The organism is Rhodopseudomonas sp. NSM, from assembly GCF_052445935.1.
In the GTDB taxonomy this organism is placed as follows: domain Bacteria; phylum Pseudomonadota; class Alphaproteobacteria; order Rhizobiales; family Xanthobacteraceae; genus Rhodopseudomonas.
In genome coordinates this window covers 13,202-28,176 of sequence record NZ_JBQTCH010000012.1, presented here as the reverse complement: position 1 = coordinate 28,176, position 14,975 = coordinate 13,202, and the positions used below count along the sequence as shown (strand labels likewise).

The 14,975-nt window shown below is 66.8% G+C and carries 18 protein-coding genes; 12 read left to right on the top strand and 6 right to left on the bottom strand.

The features are described from left to right. Positions 1-140 precede the first annotated feature (140 nt). Positions 141-494, bottom strand: coding sequence for a PRC-barrel domain-containing protein (locus ACTZWT_RS23455; protein ID WP_444772092.1), 354 nt, complete (start codon positions 492-494; stop codon positions 141-143). A gap of 485 nt (positions 495-979) precedes the next feature. Beyond that, positions 980-1,651, bottom strand: coding sequence for a DNA-3-methyladenine glycosylase family protein (locus tag ACTZWT_RS23450; protein ID WP_444772091.1), 672 nt, complete (start codon positions 1,649-1,651; stop codon positions 980-982). A gap of 123 nt (positions 1,652-1,774) precedes the next feature. On the opposite strand from ACTZWT_RS23450, the gene gluQRS reads away from it, so the two are divergent. Together gluQRS and ACTZWT_RS23440 are read left to right on the top strand one after the other, a co-directional pair. Further along, positions 1,775-2,656 (top strand): tRNA glutamyl-Q(34) synthetase GluQRS, encoded by an 882-nt coding sequence (gluQRS, locus tag ACTZWT_RS23445; protein WP_444772090.1) that lies wholly within the window; start codon positions 1,775-1,777, stop codon positions 2,654-2,656. 108 nt (positions 2,657-2,764) lie between these two features. Then, positions 2,765-3,979, top strand: coding sequence for an ATP-binding protein (locus ACTZWT_RS23440; protein WP_444772089.1), 1,215 nt, complete (start codon positions 2,765-2,767; stop codon positions 3,977-3,979). Here ACTZWT_RS23440 and ACTZWT_RS23435 read toward each other — a convergent pair. Beyond that, positions 3,906-4,799 (bottom strand): YihY/virulence factor BrkB family protein, encoded by an 894-nt coding sequence (locus ACTZWT_RS23435; protein WP_444772088.1) that lies wholly within the window; start codon positions 4,797-4,799, stop codon positions 3,906-3,908. The genes ACTZWT_RS23440 and ACTZWT_RS23435 overlap by 74 nt on opposite strands. A gap of 126 nt (positions 4,800-4,925) precedes the next feature. Here ACTZWT_RS23435 and ACTZWT_RS23430 point away from each other — a divergent pair, with 126 nt between their 5' ends. The 5 genes from ACTZWT_RS23430 (at position 4,926) to ACTZWT_RS23410 (ending at position 8,620) form a co-directional block, all read left to right on the top strand. Then, positions 4,926-5,120 (top strand): twin transmembrane helix small protein, encoded by a 195-nt coding sequence (locus ACTZWT_RS23430; protein WP_444772087.1) that lies wholly within the window; start codon positions 4,926-4,928, stop codon positions 5,118-5,120. Between the two features lie 57 nt (positions 5,121-5,177). Continuing rightward, positions 5,178-5,750 carry a cob(I)yrinic acid a,c-diamide adenosyltransferase gene (locus tag ACTZWT_RS23425; RefSeq protein WP_444772086.1) on the top strand — a complete coding sequence of 191 codons (573 nt, stop codon included), beginning with the start codon at positions 5,178-5,180 and terminating at the stop codon, positions 5,748-5,750. Positions 5,751-5,874: 124 nt separating this feature from the next. Next, positions 5,875-6,624, top strand: coding sequence for an electron transfer flavoprotein subunit beta/FixA family protein (locus ACTZWT_RS23420; protein WP_444772085.1), 750 nt, complete (start codon positions 5,875-5,877; stop codon positions 6,622-6,624). Then, the gene (locus ACTZWT_RS23415) at positions 6,624-7,574 is read left to right on the top strand and encodes an electron transfer flavoprotein subunit alpha/FixB family protein (RefSeq protein ID WP_444772084.1); all 951 of its coding nucleotides are present in this window, start codon (positions 6,624-6,626) and stop codon (positions 7,572-7,574) included. Before ACTZWT_RS23420 ends, ACTZWT_RS23415 begins: the two co-directional genes overlap by 1 nt. 164 nt (positions 7,575-7,738) lie before the next feature. Then, entirely contained in the window at positions 7,739-8,620 is an 882-nt protein-coding gene (locus ACTZWT_RS23410; protein ID WP_444772083.1) for a 3-hydroxybutyryl-CoA dehydrogenase, read from the top strand. Here ACTZWT_RS23410 and ACTZWT_RS23405 read toward each other — a convergent pair. Next, positions 8,587-9,540, bottom strand: coding sequence for a LysR family transcriptional regulator (locus ACTZWT_RS23405; protein WP_444772082.1), 954 nt, complete (start codon positions 9,538-9,540; stop codon positions 8,587-8,589). The genes ACTZWT_RS23410 and ACTZWT_RS23405 overlap by 34 nt on opposite strands. Positions 9,541-9,633: 93 nt before the next feature. Between ACTZWT_RS23405 and ACTZWT_RS23400 the strand changes: the two genes are divergently transcribed. Both ACTZWT_RS23400 and ACTZWT_RS23395 read left to right on the top strand, forming a co-directional pair. Then, the gene (locus ACTZWT_RS23400; protein ID WP_444772081.1) at positions 9,634-10,431 is read left to right on the top strand and encodes an NAD(P)H-dependent oxidoreductase; all 798 of its coding nucleotides are present in this window, start codon (positions 9,634-9,636) and stop codon (positions 10,429-10,431) included. 79 nt (positions 10,432-10,510) lie between these two features. Then, the gene (locus ACTZWT_RS23395; protein ID WP_444772080.1) at positions 10,511-10,711 is read left to right on the top strand and encodes a hypothetical protein; all 201 of its coding nucleotides are present in this window, start codon (positions 10,511-10,513) and stop codon (positions 10,709-10,711) included. A 15-nt stretch (positions 10,712-10,726) separates the two neighbouring features. Here the strand turns inward: ACTZWT_RS23395 and ACTZWT_RS23390 are convergent, their stop codons facing one another. Further along, complete coding sequence (locus ACTZWT_RS23390; RefSeq protein ID WP_444772079.1) at positions 10,727-11,074, bottom strand: DUF1428 domain-containing protein; 348 nt, start codon at positions 11,072-11,074, stop codon at positions 10,727-10,729. 110 nt (positions 11,075-11,184) lie between these two features. Further along, positions 11,185-11,850, bottom strand: a complete 666-nt coding sequence (gene tlpA / locus ACTZWT_RS23385; RefSeq protein ID WP_444772078.1) for a thiol:disulfide interchange protein TlpA — start codon at positions 11,848-11,850, stop codon at positions 11,185-11,187. 106 nt (positions 11,851-11,956) lie between these two features. Here tlpA and argH point away from each other — a divergent pair, with 106 nt between their 5' ends. The 3 genes from argH (at position 11,957) to lysA (ending at position 14,970) form a co-directional block, all read left to right on the top strand. Next, positions 11,957-13,354: an argininosuccinate lyase gene (gene argH / locus ACTZWT_RS23380; protein WP_444772077.1), complete on the top strand. Its 1,398-nt coding sequence runs from the start codon at positions 11,957-11,959 to the stop codon at positions 13,352-13,354. Between the two features lie 92 nt (positions 13,355-13,446). Beyond that, the gene (lptM, locus tag ACTZWT_RS23375) at positions 13,447-13,698 is read left to right on the top strand and encodes an LPS translocon maturation chaperone LptM (RefSeq protein ID WP_416221089.1); all 252 of its coding nucleotides are present in this window, start codon (positions 13,447-13,449) and stop codon (positions 13,696-13,698) included. A gap of 6 nt (positions 13,699-13,704) precedes the next feature. After that, positions 13,705-14,970, top strand: a complete 1,266-nt coding sequence (gene lysA / locus ACTZWT_RS23370) for a diaminopimelate decarboxylase (RefSeq protein ID WP_444772076.1) — start codon at positions 13,705-13,707, stop codon at positions 14,968-14,970. Positions 14,971-14,975 lie beyond the last annotated feature (5 nt).

Sequence of the window (14,975 nt, the reverse complement as noted above, 5' to 3'; positions counted from 1 at the left end):
CGCGGCGGGGACGCGCCGGTGAGTCGGGATCGCGGGCCCGGGGAGCGGCGGGGCGCGACCTGAAAAAAAGCGGGCCGCATCTGCGACCCGCCTTCAATACGCGGCCGGATGCGCGCGGCATCCGGCGATCGGCTGCGGCGCTACGACAGCGCCACGCCGTAGTAATCGTCGACCTTGCGGGCGCCGCGCCAGTCATATTCCGCCTCGCGGTCGTATTTCGGCGCGCTCTCGAGCTGGTCGGCGGTGATCATGGTCTGATAGCCGCCGAGCTCGACATTGTACTTCAGCGACGGCCAGGGCAGCGGATAGTGATCGTCGCCGATGCCGAGGAATCCGCCGAAGCTCAGCACCGCGTAGGACACCTTGCCGCTGACCTTCTCGATCATCACGCGCTCGATGCTGCCGATCTTCTCGCCGTCGGCGCCGTACACCGCGGTTCCCTGCACCTTGTCGCTGCCGATCAGGCTGACGGTTTCGCTCTGTTCCGGGTTCATGGTGATCTCTCTCCCTGTGAGCAGAAACAACGGCCGATCGCGGCGCCCGTTCCGCGATTTCCCCCGGCGCGAAAACGTCGCAGCAGGGGGCTTTTCAATCGAGAGAATCATTCCTATTCTTTCAGTTCCTGAAACAACGAAAGGAGGTGATCCAGTGTCTCACTCGAAACGCTGTCACCTCGTTGGGGCCGCCCGCTGATCTGACCTGATCAAGGTCCGCTCGGCCAGGGCGCCCCGGCGCCTGGGAACCAGCGAGTTTACGAGGGGCGCGTCGGCGGCAACGCCGGCGCGCCTTGTCGTTTGGGGACGAGGGAGCGGTGCGATGAGTAGTCCCGTGTGAGGGACGCCATTCCCCGCGTCTCAACTCCGACGTCGTCATGGCCGGGCTCGTCCCGGCCATCCACGTCTTTGCCGTGGGTGCTGCAGGACGTGGATGCCCGGCACGAGGCCGGGCATGACGAGTCGTTACAGACAGGTTGTCTGAACTACGCTTTCGTCGCCGTCTTCGCCTTCCCTCCGATCACCCCCTCGCGCTTCTTCACCGCGTGGTAGTACGCCCACCACAGATGCGCCGCGGCGCCGCGGAGCGGGCGCCAGGGTTCGGCGAGCGGCGCCATCTGTTTCACGGTCGGCCGCGCCTTCAGGCCGAGGCCGATCCGCATTGCCTCCTGCACGGCGAGATCGCCGGCCGGCCAGGCGTCGCCGTGGCCGAGGCAGAACAACAGATAGATGTCCGCGGTCCACGGCCCGATGCCGTGCAGCGCGGTGAGCGTGGCGTGGGCGACGTCGGCGTCCTCATTGGCGAGCACGTCGAGATTGAGCCGCTCAGCGTGCAGTTCCTTCGCCAGCGCCTTCAGCGTCTTGATCTTCGCCGCCGACAGGCCGAGCCGGCCGAGCCGGTCGGCGCGCGCGCGCTTGATCGCCGCATGGTCGAACGGATCGAACGCGGCATCGACCCGACCCCAGATCGCCGCAGCACTGGCCACCGACAATTGCTGGCCGCAGACGATCGCCGCGAGGCCCCTGAAGCCGGGATCGCGCCGGCGCAGCGCCGGCATCCCGGCGGTCTGCAGCACCGGCTGCAGCCGCTTGTCCTGCTTCACCAGCGTGGTGATCGCGGCCTCGAGGTCGGCCTGGGTGTCGAGATGGATGGTCATCGGGCCTGCGCTTTTCCGCGGCGTCATGCGCGGGCTTGACCCGCGCATCCATCCGCTATCGTAAGAAGAGTCTGTCATCCGATGGATTGCCGGATCAAGTCCGGCAATGACGCCGGGGTTTCGATGCCGCCACCCGTTTTCCGATTTGCCCCGAGCCCGAACGGCTATCTGCACCTCGGCCATGCTTATTCGGCGTTGCTGAATGCCGATCTGGCGCGCGCCAGCGGCGGCAAGTTGCTGCTGCGGATCGAGGACATCGACGCCACGCGCTGCCGGCCGGAATACGAGGCGGCGATCTACGAAGACTTGTCATGGCTCGGCATCGCCTGGGAACCGGAGGTGCGGCGGCAGTCCGATCACCTGGCGCTGTATCGCGACGCGGTCGATCGCCTCGCGGCGCGCGGGCTGGTGTATCCGGCGTTCGACAGCCGCGCCGAGATTGCGCGGCTGGTCGCCGCGAAGGACGCGACCGCGCCCTGGCCGCGCGATCCCGACGGCGCGCCGCTCTATCCCGGCTTCGGCAAGCAGCTCGATGCCGACGAACGCGCGCAACTGATGCAGTCCGGCGCGCCCTATGCGCTGCGGCTCGATATGGACGCCGCGATCGCGCTCGCCGGCGATCTCGCATGGCATGAACGCGGCCACGGCCCCGACGGCGAGACCGGCACGGTCGCGGCGCGGCCCGAAGCCTGGGGCGACGTCGTGATCGCCCGCAAGGAGACGCCCACCAGCTATCACCTCTCGGTGGTGATCGACGACGCGCTGCAGGGGGTGACCGAGGTGGTCCGCGGCGCCGACCTGTTCTGGTCGACCAGCGTGCACCGTCTGCTCCAGACTTTGCTCGATTTGCGGGCGCCGGTATATCGGCACCATTCGCTGCTGCGCGACGCCGAGGGGCGCAAGCTGTCGAAGTCGACCGGCGCGACCGGGCTGCGCGAATTACGGGCGGCGGGGGTCGGCCCGCAGGAGGTTCGACGCATGATCGGGCTCGCGGCGCCTGCCTGAAGTTTGCCCGAACTTTGCCGCAAGCCTGGAGCCTCCTGAAACTCGATTTCCCGATGACTCCGTTAAGTCCGCCATGGCATGGTGCCCGGCGTTGGGGTCGGGGGAACCATGGCAGTGAAGTCGCGCGCCCTGCGCAGCGGACGGACGCAGGTCAAGCGGTCGCCGGTCAAGCGCGCCCGCAGGAAGGTCGAAACGCCCGGCATGGTCGAAACGGCGCTGGCGGCGTTCGCGCATGAAGTCCGCACGCCGCTCACCGGAATCCTCGCCGTCAGCGATCTTCTGGCGACCTCCGATCTCGGCGAGCGCGAGCGCCGCTGGGTCGACACCATCAAGGCCGGTGCCGAGCATCTCTCTGGTTTGGCTACGCTTTTCGTCGATGCCGCGCGACTCGGCTCGACCGGCCTGGGGGTCCGCAGCGAGTTCTTCGATCTCCGCGCGCTGGCGCGCAATGCCGGCGACTCGCTGTCCGGCCGCGCCGCCGCCAAGGGCCTGCGCGCCAAAGTGACGATCACGCCGCGGTTGCCGGCCTTCGTGGTCGGCGACATGGTGCGGCTGCGCGCGGCGCTGGAAAACCTGATCGACAATGCGGTGAAGTTCACCGAGCGCGGCGACGTCGCGCTCAAGGTCACCTCGGCGGCGGCCGGCCGGGACCAGGCCGATGTGAGTTTCGAAGTGTCCGACAGCGGCATCGGCCTGACGCTCGCGGAAATCCGTAGGCTTTTCAAGCCGTTCTCGCAGGCCAATGTCAGCATCGCGTCGCGCTTCGGCGGCGCCGGCCTCGGCCTGTCCTCGGTGCGGCAGATCGCCCGCGCGATGCAGGGCGATGTCGCGGTGACGCAGGGGCCGAAGGGCGGCGCGGTGTTCACCCTCACCGTCAGGCTGACACGGGCGAAACCGCCGCAACCGGCTGTGCCGGCGCACTGTGCGGAAGGAATGTCCACCCGTCCGATGCGGCTGCTCAGCGTCGAGGACAATCCGTTCGGCCGCGTCGTGCTCAACGCCATCCTCACCGAACTCGGTCATCACACCGAATTCGTCGGCAGCGGCGAACTCGCCCCCGATCGGCTGGCGCAAGGCGGTTTCGACGCCGTGCTGATGGACATGGTGCTGCCCGGCATCAGCGGGCCCGAGGCGATCCAGACCATCCGCGCGCTCGAGGCGCCGCTCGGCGCGGTTCCGATCATCGGCGTCTCCGGCCGTGATCAGGACGAGGCCGCGGCGCGTCAGGCGGGCGCCGACGCCTTTCTGCTCAAGCCGGTTTCTCCCCGCGCGCTCGCAACTGCGCTGCTTGCAGCGTCACGCCGTCCGGCAGCCGCGACTTGATGATCGCGGCGTTGAGTTCGCCGCCATAGACGAAAATCGCCGCGATGAAATACAGAAACACCAGCGCGATGATCACCGAAGCAAGCCCGGCATACATCGTGACGTAGTTGTTGGCGAAGCGCGCCAGATACATGCCGAAACCGATGCCGGAGGCCAGCGACGCCACGATGGTGAAGGCGATTCCGGGCATGATCTGCCGTGCCGTCCGGTGCCCGGCCGGCAGCCGCGCGTGCAGGATGAACAGCGCGAGCACCAGCGCGCCGATGGTGATGCCGTAGCGCGCGACCGTCAGCAGCGTCTGGTTGTCTTCGACCAGCAGCGGCACGTAGTGGCGGGCGGTCGCGAGGATCAGCGGGCCGAGCACGATCAGGAACGCCATTGCCAGCGCGGTGAAGGCCGCGACCAGCGTGTAGCCGATCGATTCCAGCCGCAGCATGTACCATGGCCGCACCTCGATCACCGCATAGGCGCGGTTCAGCGCCACCCGCAGGCTCTCGATGCCGTTGGAGGCGAAATACAGCGCCAGCAGCAGGCCGATCGTCAGCGCGTCGCCGCGGGTGGTGGTCAGCACGTCGTGGATCTCGCCCGACAGCGTGCTGGCGACCTGGGCCGGCCAGATGTCGAGCATCAGAGTCGCGGCTTGATCGGCGAGGTCCTTGGAGCCGAAAAAGCCCGCCACCGAGGTCAGCACGATCAGGAACGGAAACAGCGCCATCAGCGAGGACAGCGCGATATGGCTCGCGATCGCCCACCCGTCATCGGCCAGAAACGTATAGAACGCATCCATCGCGACCGCATAGCCGTAGCGGATCTGCCTCACTGGTCACCCTGACTGATGTTGCGGGTCCGACTCTAGCATCGCTACCAACCTGCTCAAACCGACTTCGTTGCCGCGGCGGCGTTTCCCGGGATAGCGCACCCCGGCTGGTGGTGTTATGAGACCTGAATGGCAACGTTCCTCAGTACGTTTCTCCTGCCCATCGCCCTGGGCGCCGTCGCGCTGGTTCTGCTGCTCGGCCTGATCAACATGATGCGGGGCGGATCGCCGAACCGGTCGCAGACGCTGATGCGCTGGCGGGTGCTGCTGCAGTTCGTCGCGATCGTCGTGGCCATGCTTGCGGTCTGGGCGCTGGGCCGCTAGCCACGGGAAACGTCCGCTCTCCGCCATGCCCGTTCCGTGCTGCGAGGTTCCTGCGCGATGGTCGTCCTCAATCGAATCTACACCAGGACCGGTGACGACGGCTCGACCGCGCTCGGCACCGGCGAGCGTCGGCCGAAATACGATCTGCGGATCAGCGCCTATGGGACGGTCGACGAGACCAATGCCGCGCTCGGCGTGGCGCGGCTGCATCTGGCCGATCACCCGCAGATCGACGCGATGCTGGGACGGATCCAGAATGATCTGTTCGATCTCGGCGCCGACCTCGCGGTGCCGGCGCGCGAGGGCAAGGCCGAGCGGCTGCGGGTGCTGTCGACCCAGGTCGAGCGGCTCGAGCGCGAGATCGATCAGCTCAACGAGTGTCTCGCGCCGTTGACGTCGTTCGTTCTTCCCGGCGGCCGACCCGGCGCCGCCTACCTGCATCTGGCGCGGACAATATGCCGCCGCGCAGAACGCGTGATCGCGGAACTCGCGGCGAAGCCGGAGGAGAAGATCACCACGGCGGCGGTGCAATACGTCAACCGGCTGTCGGACTTCCTGTTCGTCGCCAGCCGCGCGGTGAACGACGACGGGGCCGGCGACGTTCTCTGGGTTCCCGGCCAGAACCGCTAGAATAGGCGGTTTCGAATGGGCGGTTTTGGCTTTTCGCGCGTTGACCGGCGATAGCAGGCGCTTTAGGTTCCGCCGCCACGACTAAGACGACAAGATAAACCCAGCGCAACACGAAAGAGGATCGATGAAGGTTCTGGTGCCGGTCAAGCGGGTGGTCGACTACAACGTAAAGATCAGGGTCAAGAGCGACGGATCTGGCGTTGAGCTCGCCAACGTCAAGATGTCGATGAATCCCTTCGACGAGATCGCGGTCGAGGAAGCCCTGCGCCTGAAAGAGGCCGGCAAGGCGACCGAAATCGTGGTGGTGTCGATCGGACCGGCGCAGGCTTCGGAAACGCTGCGCACCGGGCTCGCGATGGGCGCCGACCGCGGCATCCTGGTCAAGGTCGAGGGCAGCGTCGAGCCGCTGGCGGTGGCCAAGATCCTGAAGGCGATCGCCGACGAGGAGCAGCCCGGCCTGATCATTCTCGGCAAGCAGGCGATCGACGACGACTCCAACCAGACCGGCCAGATGCTGGCCGCGCTGCTCGGCTGGTCGCAGGCCACCTTCGCCTCCAAGCTCGAGGTCGACGGTTCCGACTTCCAGGTGTCGCGCGAAGTCGACGGCGGCTCGCAGACCGTGAAGCTGAAGGGCCCGGCGATCGTCACCACCGACCTGCGGCTGAACGAGCCGCGCTACGCCAGCCTGCCCAACATCATGAAGGCGAAGAAGAAGCCGATCGCAGAGAAGACCGCGGACCAGTACGGCGTCGACCTCACGCCGCGCCTGGAAGTCCTCAAGACCGTCGAGCCGAGCGGCCGCAAGGCCGGCGTCAAGGTCAAGGACGTCGCCGAACTGGTCTCCAAACTCAAGAACGAAGCGGGTGTTATCTGATGGCCACGCTGCTGATTGCCGAACACGACCACGCCCAGCTCAAGGACGCCACCAACAAGGCGCTGACCGCGGCCACCGCGCTCGGCGCCGAGGTTCACGTCCTGGTCGCCGGTGGCGGCGAGGGCACCAAGGCCGCCGCCGAAGCCGCCGCCAAGCTGCAGGGCGTCGCCAAGGTGCTGCTGGCCGATGCGCCGCTGTACGAGCACGACCTCGCCGAGCCGCTGGCCGCGCTGGTGGTGTCGCTGGCGCCGAACTACGACGCGATCGTCGCGCCCGCGACCTCGCGCTTCAAGAACGTGATGCCGCGCGTCGCCGCTCTGCTCGACGTGATGCAGGTGTCGGAAATCATCAAGGTGGTGGCGCCCGACACGTTCGAGCGGCCGATCTATGCCGGCAACGCGATCCAGACCGTGAAGTCGAAGGACGCCAAGAAGGTGATCACCGTCCGCACCTCGACCTTCCAGGCCACCGGCGAGGGCGGCAGCGCCGCGATCGAGACCGTCGCGGCGGCGGCCGATCCGGCTCTGTCGAGCTTCGTCGGCGAGGAAGTCGCCAAGAGCGATCGTCCGGAACTGGCCTCGGCCAAGATCATCGTCTCCGGCGGCCGCGCGATGCAGAGCCGCGAGAACTTCACCAAATACATCGAGCCGCTCGCCGACAAGCTCGGCGCCGGCGTCGGCGCCTCGCGCGCCGCGGTCGATGCCGGCTACGCGCCGAACGACTGGCAGGTCGGCCAGACCGGCAAGGTGGTGGCGCCGGAGCTGTACATCGCGATCGGCATTTCCGGTGCGATCCAGCATCTCGCCGGCATGAAGGACTCCAAGGTGATCGTCGCGATCAACAAGGACGAAGACGCGCCGATCTTCCAGGTCGCCGATTACGGTCTGGTCGCCGACCTCTATCAGGCGGTGCCGGAACTGACCGAGGAACTGGGCAAGCTCGGCAAGTAAGCTGCGGCTTGCGGACGGACCCGGCCGCGGCCGGGTCCGTTGCCAAAGCTTTCATTTTTGCCGTGATACGGTCGCCCGCGCCGGTGCAACGGACTTCGGCGCGGAAATATGCGAGACTGACCGGCCGGCGCATCGCGCGGCCGGACTCCCAACGAGATGACGAGATGGCGGCAGCAATCAAGAAGGTCGGCGTAATCGGCTCGGGTCAGATGGGCAATGGCATCGCGCATGTCGCCGCACTCGGCGGCTTCGCGGTGGTGCTGAACGACGTCTCGGCCGACCGGCTGAAATCGGCGATGGCCACCATCAACGGCAATCTGTCGCGCCAGCTCGCCAAGAAGGTCATCACCGAGGACGCCCGCAAGAAGGCGCTCGCCAACATCACCGCCACCGAAAAGCTCGAGGGACTTGCCGATTGCGATCTGGTGATCGAGACCGCGGTCGAGAAGGAAGAGGTCAAGCGCAAGATCTTCCACGATCTCTGCGCCACGCTGAAGCCGGAGGCGATCGTCGCCTCCAACACCTCGTCGATCTCGATCACGCGGCTCGCCGCCTCGACCGACCGGCCGGAGCGCTTCATCGGCATTCATTTCATGAATCCGGTGCCGGTGATGGAGCTGGTGGAGCTGATCCGCGGCATCGCCACCGACGACGCGACCTTCGAGACGTCGAAAGCCTTCGTCACCAGGCTCGGCAAGCAGATCGCGGTGTCGGAGGATTTCCCGGCCTTCATCGTCAACCGCATCCTGCTGCCGATGATCAACGAGGCGATCTACACGCTGTACGAAGGCGTCGGCAATGTCGAAGCCATCGACATGGCGATGAAGCTCGGCGCGCATCATCCGATGGGGCCGCTGGAACTGGCGGATTTCATCGGCCTCGATACCTGCCTGTCGATCATGCAGGTGCTGCACGAGGGCCTGGCCGACTCCAAGTACCGGCCCTGTCCGCTGCTGGTGAAATACGTCGAAGCCGGCTGGCTCGGCCGCAAGACCCAGCGCGGTTTCTACGACTATCGCGGCGACAAGCCGGTCCCGACGCGCTGAGCGCCGCGCTCGATTCCCGGCACACTCCCGATCTGCTCGACGAGAAAGTCGATCAGCAACCGGACGCGCGCGATGCCCGCGCGCTCCGGCACGATCAGCAAGTTGAGCGGCACCGCTGCCAGTCGATACTCCGGCAGGAGGACTTCGAGGCGGCCTGCGGCCAACAGGTCGTCGACCAGCCAGCGATGGGTGGCCGCAATGCCGCGCCCGGCGATCATCGCTTCGCGGGCGGCGAGTCCATGATCGACTCTGAGCCTGCCGCCGAACGGCACCCGGTGGGTCTGCTGATCCGGCCCCTGCAGGATCAGCATGTCGCTGCCCGCGACGTTCATCATGCGGATGCCCTGATGACGGGACAGATCCTGCGGCGTCGTGAGTCTGCCGTGGGCTGACAGATAGTCCGGGGAGGCCACCAGCAGGCGCTGGCTGTGGCCGAGCGTGCGCAATTTCAGCGAGCTGTCGGTGAGCGGCGCCAGCCGGATCGCCAAATCGACGCCCTCGCGGACCAGATCGACGCGCTGATCGGTGAGACCGAAGTCGACCCCGATCTCCGGATAGCGATCCTGAAACGCGAAGATCAGTCGGCTCGCATGCAGAACGCCGAACGACGCCGTGCAGGAGATCCGGATCGTGCCGGCGGGGGCTCCCGAAGCGCCGAGTGCTTCGTCGCCCGCCTGCTCGAGCAGCCGCAGGATCTGGACGCTGCGGGCGTAATAGCGGCTGCCTTCGTCGGTCAGCGTCACCCGGCGCGTGGTGCGGCTCAGCAGCGGCGCTCCGATCGCGGCTTCGAGCTCCTGCAACTGCCGAGTCACGGTGGATTGGCCGACGTTCAGGTCGCGGGCGACCGCCGACAGGCTTCCCCGCTCGGCGATGCGCACGAAGGTCCGGATCCGTTCGATCGTGACGGCCGATTTATCCATTTTTCAGAACAATCATATCGAATTTCGACGTCTACCGGAATAGTTGCTGCCGGTCTACCCGAAGGCCCTGGTCATCATTCAGGGAGCCCTGCCGTGAAAATCCTTCTGGTGTTCGCCCATCCCGAGCCGCGCTCATTGAACGGCGCCTTGCGCGACGTCGCGGTCGCGGAGCTTCGTCGCCAGGGCCACGAGGTGCAGGTGTCCGATCTCTATGCCCAGAACTGGAAGCCCGCGGTCGACCGCTCGGACTTTCCGGGACTGGCCTCCGAGGAGCGGCTGCTGCCGACCGCCGCCTCCAAGGCGGCGTTCGACGCCGGCGCGCTGACGCCGGACGTCCGCGCCGAGATCGACAAGCTGCTCTGGGCGGACGTCCTGATCCTGCAATTTCCGCTGTGGTGGTTCAGCATGCCGGCAATTCTGAAAGGCTGGGTCGAGCGGGTGTTCGCCTGCGGCTTCGCCTATGGGGTCGGCGAGCACAGCGACAAGCGGTGGGGCAATCGCTACGGCGAAGGCGTTCTGGCCGGCAAGCGCGCGATGCTGATGGTGACCATCGGCGGTTGGGAGCAGCACTACGGCGCCCGCGGCGTCAACGGGCCGATCGACGACCTGCTGTTTCCGATCCATCACGGCATTCTGTTCTATCCGGGCTACGACGTGCTGCCGCCGTTCGTCGTGTATCAGGCGGGCCGTCTCGACCAGGCCGGATTCGAGGCCGCGGCCGAGCATCTGCGCGAGCGGATGCGCACGCTCGCGACCACCCCGCCGATTCCCTACCGACGCCAGAACGGCGGCGATTACCTGATCCCCAGCATGGAGCTGCGCCCCGGGTTGGGCGGGCCCGGCGCAAATGGTTTTGCGCTCCACCTCAGAGACGAGCAGACAAGGCGGTAGCGGATGCGGTGCCGCCCCGCTGATCGCGTGCACGCGCCGACGCTAAAGACTGTTAACGCTTTCCTGTTAGAGTCCGGCCATGGACATGAGCATGATCACCGCCGCGCTCGGCATGCAGGCCAGCAGCACGCAGATGCAGATCGCGACGACGATCCAGGCGTCGAACGCGCGCATGGAGCGCGACACGGTGCAGACGCTGCTCGGCATCGGGCAGGGCGGTTCGCCCTCGCTCGCCAATGTCGGCGCCGGCGTCGGCGGCAATCTCAACGTCACCGCCTGATCCGCCGGCCGACCGCTACACCAGCTTCTTGAAGCCGCCGAAGAACATCCGCTTGGTGTCGAACGGCATCGTCGCGTGGTCCATGTCGAGCCGCGGGTCCTGCATGGCTTTCGCCATCACCCGGTCGCGCTGCTTGCGCGATTTGTAGACGATGTAGGAAAACACCACGATCTCGTCCGGCTTCAGCTTCACGCTGCGCGGAAACGACGTCGTCTTTCCCGGCGACACGTCGTCGGCGACCCACTCGCGATAGTCGATCGCGCCATGTTCGCGAAACACCTTCTCGGCCTTGCGCGCCAGCTTGGTGTAGTCCGCCAGCTTGGCTTTCGGCACCGGCACGACGAACCCGTCGACATAGGACATCCGTTCTCCTCCCCGATCTGTCTGCGTCCGCAGCAGCATGGGGCCGGTCGCAGGACGATCGAAGCGAGAACTGTCCGACAACCCGGCGCCGGGTCCTTTTGTCGCGGCGGCTATTTCGGCAGCGCGCCCTTGACCAGCGCCAGCGCGTCGGCGCTGTCCCATTCGGCGGGGCCGGCGATGGTGGCGATCTCGCAGCCCTGACCGTCGACCAGCACCGAGGTCGGCATCCCCAGCGCGCGGCCGACGCTCTTGAGGTCCTGGAACACCCGGGCCGAGGCGTCGGTGAAGTAGCTCAGCCGGGTCAGCTTCTCGTCGTCGAGAAACTTCTTCGGCTTGGCCGGGTCGCGGGTGTCGATATTGATCGCCACCACCTCGAAATCCTTGCTGCCGAGCTTGGCCTGCAGATTGTCGAGCGCGGGCATTTCCTTGCGGCAGGGCACGCACCAGGTCGCCCACAGGTTCACCAGCAGGGTCTTGCCGCGGAAGTCGGACAGTTTCTTGGGCTGGCCGGCGCCGTCCTGGAAAGCGAGGTCGGGCAGCTTCAGCGGCGCCGACGCCATCGTCACCGCCGCGACCTCGCCGCGCGCCAGCGGCTTGAGCTGTTGCGCCAGCGCCACCGCCGGCCGGCAGGTGGGATCGCCTGCATTGCGCTGCAGCCCGCCGATCCCGTATACCCCCGCTGCTCCGGCGACGACGAGCACGGCGATCGCGGCCAGAATGATGGTGCGGCGGCCGGCGCGGCGCGGCGGGGTGGAAGAGGGCTGGGTCTCGGTCATCGGCACTCGGGACAGGGACGCGCCGCGGGCTCGCAGGCGGTCACGTGTGGTTCGAAAGATTCAGAGGCGAGCATGATCGTGAGCGGCGGACAGTGAGCGGCGAAAGATGAGCAACAAGATGTGGGGCGGCCGGTTCACGGATCGCCCCGACGCGATCATGGAAGAGATCAACGTCTCGATCGACGTCGATCGGCACCTTTACGCCCAGGACATCGCGGCGTCCAAGGCCCATGCCGCCATGCTCGCCGCGCAGGGCATCATCACCGCGAACGATGCGAAAAATATCGGCAAGGGTCTAGACACGATTCTGTCAGAGATCGGCGCCGGTAAATTCACCTTCAAGCGCGCGCTCGAAGATATCCATATGAACGTCGAGAGCCGGCTCGCCGAGCTGATCGGCCCCGCCGCCGGACGGCTGCACACCGCGCGCTCTCGCAACGACCAGGTCGCGACCGATTTCCGGCTCTACGTTCGCGACGTGCTCGACGAGACCGATGCGGCGCTGGCGGCGTTTCAATTCGCGCTGGCGGAGCGGGCGCTGGAGCAGGCCGACACCGTGATGCCGGGCTTCACCCATCTGCAGACCGCCCAGCCGGTGACTTTCGGCCACCATCTGATGGCCTATGTGGAGATGGCGGCGCGGGATCGCGGCCGTTTCCAGGATGCCCGCAAGCGGCTCAACGAAAGCCCGCTCGGCGCCGCGGCCCTGGCCGGCACCTCGTTCCCGATCGACCGCCACGCCACCGCGCAGAAGCTCGGCTTCGACCGGCCGATGGCGAATTCGCTGGATGCGGTGTCGGACCGCGATTTCGTGCTGGAGACGCTGTCGGCGGCGTCGATCTGCGCGGTGCATCTGTCGCGATTCGCCGAGGAGATCGTGATCTGGACCTCGCCGCTGGTCGGCCTGATCCGGCTGTCGGACAAGTTCACCACCGGCTCCTCGATCATGCCGCAGAAGCGCAATCCGGACGCCGCCGAGCTGGTCCGCGCCAAGACCGGCCGGGTGATCGGCGCGCTCAACGGCCTGTTGATCGTGATGAAGGGCCTGCCGCTCGCTTACCAAAAGGACATGCAGGAAGACAAACAGGGCGCGATGGAGGGCTTCGCGGCGCTGTCGCTGGCGATCCGGGCGATGACCGGCATGGTCCGCGACCTCGTGCCGGAGCACGACCGGATGCGCGCGGCGGCCGGCGAGGGCTACGCCACCGCGACGGACCTCGCCGACTGGCTGGTGCGGACGCTGAAAATGCCGTTCCGCGACGCGCACCACGTCACCGGCCGGATCGTCGGCCTCGCCGCCAAGCAGGGCCTGGCGCTGCACGAACTCCCGCTCGCCGAGATGCAGGCGGTGGAAAAGCGCATCACGAGGGATGCGCTGGCCGTTCTCAGCGTCGAATCCTCGGTGAAGAGCCGCACCTCTTACGGCGGCACGGCGCCGAAGAACGTCCGCGCCCAGGCCAAGGCCTGGCTCAAGCGACTGGAAAAAGAGCGAAAATTGGGCTGAACCGGGAAGCCGCGGAATAATTCTCTGCGGCGCCGGGTCTCGCCAGACCGCGGCAATCTCTGTAGGATACGGCCGCAATTGGGGATTTCGACGTGAACCGCACTGCCGGCCCATCGCGATGGGCGCTTGTTGTGATTGCCGTGGCGACGCTGGCCCTCGCGGGCTGCGGCCGCAAAGGCGGGCTGGACCTGCCGTCCGGCGCCGCCGAGACGTCGTCGTCCGCGCCTTCCTCCGCACCGGCCGCGAAGGGCGACGTGTTCGATTCGTCCTACGGCACCAACGCGCCGCCGGTCGCCGCCAAGGGCCAGAAGAAGCGCATCATCCTCGACCCGCTGCTGGACTGATCCGCGATGCGTCATTTCGACTACCGCGACGGCGCCCTCCATGCCGAAGGCGTCGGCCTCGCCTCGATCGCGCGTGCGGTCGGCACCCCGTTCTATTGCTACTCCACCGCGACGCTGGAGCGGCACTACCGCGTGTTCAGCGAGGCCTTCGCCGGCACCGACGCGCTGGTGTGCTACGCGATGAAGGCCAATTCCAACCAGTCGGTGCTGCGCACGCTGGCCAAGCTCGGCGCCGGCGCCGATGTGGTCTCCGGCGGTGAATTGCAGCGCGCGCTGGCCGCCGGCATCCCGGCGAGCAAGATCGTGTTCTCCGGCGTCGGCAAGACCGAAGCCGAACTACGCGCCGCGCTGGCGCACGACATCAAATGCCTCAACGTCGAATCCGAGCCCGAACTCGAACTGCTGTCGCGGCTCGCGGTCGAGACCGGCCGCATTGCGCGGATTTCGATCCGGGTCAATCCGGATGTGGACTCCGGCACCCACGCCAAGATCTCGACCGGCAAGTCGGAGAACAAGTTCGGCATTCCGCTGGCGCACGCCCGCGACGTCTATGCCCGCGCGGCGAAGCTACCCGGCATTCAGATCAGCGGCGTCGACGTCCATATCGGCAGCCAGATCATCGATCTGGCGCCGATGGAAGCCGCGTTCCGCCTCGTCGCCGAATTCGTGCACCAGTTGCGCAGCGATGGTCACACGATCAGTCACGTCGATTTCGGCGGCGGCCTCGGCATTCCTTACTACGAGGATCGTGACGCGCCGCCGGAGCCGTTCGCCTATGCGCAGATGGTCAAGCGCGTCACCCACAATCTCGGCTGCGCGCTGCTGTTCGAGCCCGGCCGGATGATCGTCGGCAATGCCGGCATCCTGGTCGCGCAGGTGATCTATGTGAAGCACGGCGACGGCAAGACCTTCGTGATCATCGATGCGGCGATGAACGATCTGATCCGGCCGACGCTGTACGAGGCCTATCACGAGATCCTGCCGGTCTTCGAACCCGCGCCGGGAAGCAAGACGATCACCGCCGACGTCGTCGGCCCGGTCTGCGAGACCGGCGATTACCTGGCGCTCGACCGCCAGCTGCCGGAATTGAAATCCGGCGACCTGATCGCCATCATGACGGCGGGCGCCTATGGCGCGGTGCAGGCGTGTACCTACAACACCCGCGCGCTGGTGCCCGAAGTGCTGGTCAAGGACGATCAGTACGCGGTGGTTCGCCCGCGCATCGAGGTCGAGCAACTGATCGCGCTGGACCGGCCGGCGCCGTGGCTGTGAGGCGC

Excerpts from the sequence above, each read along its gene's own strand:
- ACTZWT_RS23390 (WP_444772079.1), bottom strand. The coding sequence starts at position 11,074 with ATGTCCTATGTCGACGGGTTCGTCGTGCCGGTGCCGAAAGCCAAGCTG.
- tlpA (WP_444772078.1), bottom strand. The coding sequence starts at position 11,850 with ATGACCGAGACCCAGCCCTCTTCCACCCCGCCGCGCCGCGCCGGCCGC.
- ACTZWT_RS23395 (WP_444772080.1), top strand. The coding sequence starts at position 10,511 with ATGGACATGAGCATGATCACCGCCGCGCTCGGCATGCAGGCCAGCAGC.
- argH (WP_444772077.1), top strand. The coding sequence starts at position 11,957 with ATGAGCAACAAGATGTGGGGCGGCCGGTTCACGGATCGCCCCGACGCG.
- ACTZWT_RS23450 (WP_444772091.1), bottom strand. The coding sequence starts at position 1,651 with ATGACCATCCATCTCGACACCCAGGCCGACCTCGAGGCCGCGATCACC.
- ACTZWT_RS23410 (WP_444772083.1), top strand. The coding sequence starts at position 7,739 with ATGGCGGCAGCAATCAAGAAGGTCGGCGTAATCGGCTCGGGTCAGATG.
- ACTZWT_RS23415 (WP_444772084.1), top strand. The coding sequence starts at position 6,624 with ATGGCCACGCTGCTGATTGCCGAACACGACCACGCCCAGCTCAAGGAC.
- gluQRS (WP_444772090.1), top strand. The coding sequence starts at position 1,775 with ATGCCGCCACCCGTTTTCCGATTTGCCCCGAGCCCGAACGGCTATCTG.
- ACTZWT_RS23430 (WP_444772087.1), top strand. The coding sequence starts at position 4,926 with ATGGCAACGTTCCTCAGTACGTTTCTCCTGCCCATCGCCCTGGGCGCC.
- lysA (WP_444772076.1), top strand. The coding sequence starts at position 13,705 with ATGCGTCATTTCGACTACCGCGACGGCGCCCTCCATGCCGAAGGCGTC.
- ACTZWT_RS23425 (WP_444772086.1), top strand. The coding sequence starts at position 5,178 with ATGGTCGTCCTCAATCGAATCTACACCAGGACCGGTGACGACGGCTCG.
- ACTZWT_RS23420 (WP_444772085.1), top strand. The coding sequence starts at position 5,875 with ATGAAGGTTCTGGTGCCGGTCAAGCGGGTGGTCGACTACAACGTAAAG.
- ACTZWT_RS23405 (WP_444772082.1), bottom strand. The coding sequence starts at position 9,540 with ATGGATAAATCGGCCGTCACGATCGAACGGATCCGGACCTTCGTGCGC.
- ACTZWT_RS23455 (WP_444772092.1), bottom strand. The coding sequence starts at position 494 with ATGAACCCGGAACAGAGCGAAACCGTCAGCCTGATCGGCAGCGACAAG.
- ACTZWT_RS23440 (WP_444772089.1), top strand. The coding sequence starts at position 2,765 with ATGGCAGTGAAGTCGCGCGCCCTGCGCAGCGGACGGACGCAGGTCAAG.